Source organism: Sphingobium sp. LMC3-1-1.1 (assembly GCF_040676285.1).
Classification (GTDB): domain Bacteria; phylum Pseudomonadota; class Alphaproteobacteria; order Sphingomonadales; family Sphingomonadaceae; genus Sphingobium.
Window position 1 is genome coordinate 1 of record NZ_JBEGHQ010000022.1, and the last position, 2459, is coordinate 2459.

3 protein-coding genes are annotated in these 2459 nt (G+C 63.5%); all 3 read left to right on the forward strand.

Going from position 1 to position 2459, the window contains the following annotated elements; translation table 11 throughout:
* The first annotated feature begins 60 nt into the window (after positions 1-60).
* On the forward strand, positions 61-486 hold the full coding sequence (locus tag MRBLMC3_RS13445) for a transposase (protein WP_363829574.1): 426 nt from the start codon (positions 61-63) through the stop codon (positions 484-486).
* Between the two features lie 26 nt (positions 487-512).
* A complete protein-coding gene (gene tnpB / locus MRBLMC3_RS13450) occupies positions 513-839 on the forward strand; it encodes an IS66 family insertion sequence element accessory protein TnpB (RefSeq protein ID WP_218036281.1) in 327 nt (108 codons plus the stop codon).
* Positions 840-975: 136 nt separating this feature from the next.
* The gene (gene tnpC / locus MRBLMC3_RS13455; protein WP_363829576.1) at positions 976-2445 is read left to right on the forward strand and encodes an IS66 family transposase; all 1470 of its coding nucleotides are present in this window, start codon (positions 976-978) and stop codon (positions 2443-2445) included.
* The last annotated feature ends 14 nt before the right edge of the window (positions 2446-2459 follow it).

Consider the following 2459-nt stretch of genomic DNA (forward strand, 5'->3'; position numbering starts at 1 on the left):
GTAAGCGGTGTTTCCCACCCACCTTGCACGATGTGGTGATTGGGGCAGACGGTGGGCGGTATGGAAGCCCACAGCCTTACGAGCGCACTGGACACCCGCACTGGAGTTGGTCTGGAGCCTGTCCGCCGCCCTGAGGTGCTCCGCAACATGGCAGGTCGACGGCGGATCTGGACACTGGAGCAGAAGCTGGCGATTGTTGGGGAGATGGCGCGTTGCGGCAACATCGCCGAGTTCTCCCGCCAGCACGATATTCGCACGTCGTTGCTCTACACTTGGCGCCGGGAGTTGCGCTATGCGTTGGAAGCAGGTCAGGCCACCAGCCATGCCGAACCGATGTTTGTGCCGGTCATGGCCGACATTCCCAAGCCGTTGTCAAGCGATGTCGCGATAGAGGTTGAGATGGGAGGCGCCGTCGTTCGGATCGGCCGTACGGCTAAGGCCGATCTGGTGACGGCGGTGATCCAGGCATTGCAGGTGCAGCGGTGATCGGGATTGGTCCAGGCACGCGCGTCATGGTGGCGACGCGCCCGGTGGATTTTCGCAAAGGGCCGGACGCCTTGGCCGCGTTGGTGAGCGCGCAATATGGCGGCGATGCATTTTCTGGCGTGATCTATGTTTTTCGAGCCAAGCGTGCCGACCGGATCAAGCTGATCTGGTGGGACGGCACAGGACTGTGCCTGATGGCGAAGCGTCTGGAGCAAGGCGGCTTCAAGTGGCCCGGCATTCAGGACGGCGTAATGCGTCTTTCCGCCGCCCAGTTGGGTGCACTTCTAGAGGGATTGGACTGGCGTCGGGTCCATGGCGGCCGTCGACCACAGGCCCCGCAGATTGCCGGTTGACGGGGCTTTGCCTCACTGATTCACTGTTACCATGCTCACGCAAGCGGACCTGCCGGAAGACATCGACGCGCTCCGCGCGCTCGTCCTGGAACAGTCCCGGATGCTGGCGGAAGAGCGGGCCGCATCTGAAGCCAGAATGGCGGACCTGAACGTTGCCAAGGGCGAGGCGGACGCCGAGATCGAGCGTCTTCAGTCGATTATCGACGCCTTCATGCGGCACCGTTTCGGTCGCCGGTCTGAGCAACTCGATGCCGATCAGCTCCAGCTGGGACTGGAAGACGTCGAGGCGGCGCTTGGGCATGCCCGCGCGGCCAGAGAAGCTGTTGCGCCGCGCTCCCGCAGCGATCAGGCGCGCAAAACCAACCGCGGCTCATTGCCCGCCCACCTCGAGCGGATCGAACAGATTGTCGATATTGACGACAAGGCCTGTCCTTGCTGCAAAGGCCTGCTTCATCAGATCGGCGAAGATGTTGCCGAGCGGCTGGACGTCGTTCCCACCACCTTCCGCGTGCTGGTGACGCGCCGCCCGCGCTATGGCTGCCGCTCCTGTGAAGGCGCGATCATCCAGGCTCTGGCTCCGGCGCGGATAGTCGAAGGCGGGATTCCGACCGAAGCGCTGATCGCTCAGGTGCTGGTGTCGAAGTATGCCGATCATGTTCCCCTATACCGGCAGGCTCAGATCTATGCCCGGCAGGATATCAAGCTCGATCGCTCCACCCTGGCGGATTGGGTGGGCCGGGCAGCATGGTACCTGAGGCCGCTGCGCGACCGGACTCTTGAGGAGCTGCGGCGATCCGAGCGCCTGTTCGCCGACGAGACCACCGCGCCGGTGCTTGACCCAGGGCGCGGCAGAACGAAAACCGGCCAGCTATGGGCCTATGCCCGCGATGATCGACCATGGGGTGGCGCAGGTCCGCCGATGGTCGCCTATGTCTATGCGGCGGACCGCAAGGCCGAGCGGCCCGACATCCACCTTGGGGACTTTGCAGGCATCCTGCAGGTTGATGGCTATGGCGGCTATACAGCTCTCGCCAAGCGGCGCGGGCAGCAGATCAGCCTCGCCTTCTGCTGGTCCCATGTTCGGCGCAAATTCTATGATCTAGCCGCCAGTTCCCCGGTCGCGACCGAGATCCTGCGCCGGATCGCCATGCTCTATGCCATTGAAGACGAGGTGCGCGGCTCGGTCGCTGAACAGCGCCGCCTTCAGCGCGCCGAACGAAGCCGCGTCATCGTCGAGGATCTCAAGCTCTATCTCGATGGCCGGCTCCGGCAGATCAGCGCCAAGAGCAAGTTGGCCGAAGCCATTCGCTATGCGACCATCCGCTGGGACGGCCTCGTTCGCTTCATCGATGACGGCCGCATCGAGCTCGATACCAATGCCGTCGAGCGTTCAATCCGCCCCCTGGCTTTGAATCGGAAGAATGCCCTTTTCGCTGGCTCCGACGAGGGCGGCGACAACTGGGCGGTCATCGCCACGCTCATCGAAAACTGCAAGCTGGGCGGCATCAATCCCCATGACTGGCTGACCCAGGCCCTATCCGCGCTCGCCAACGGCCACCCGGCCAATCGAGTGTATACGCTCATGCCCTGGATCAACGTGGGCTGAGAACACCGCTTACG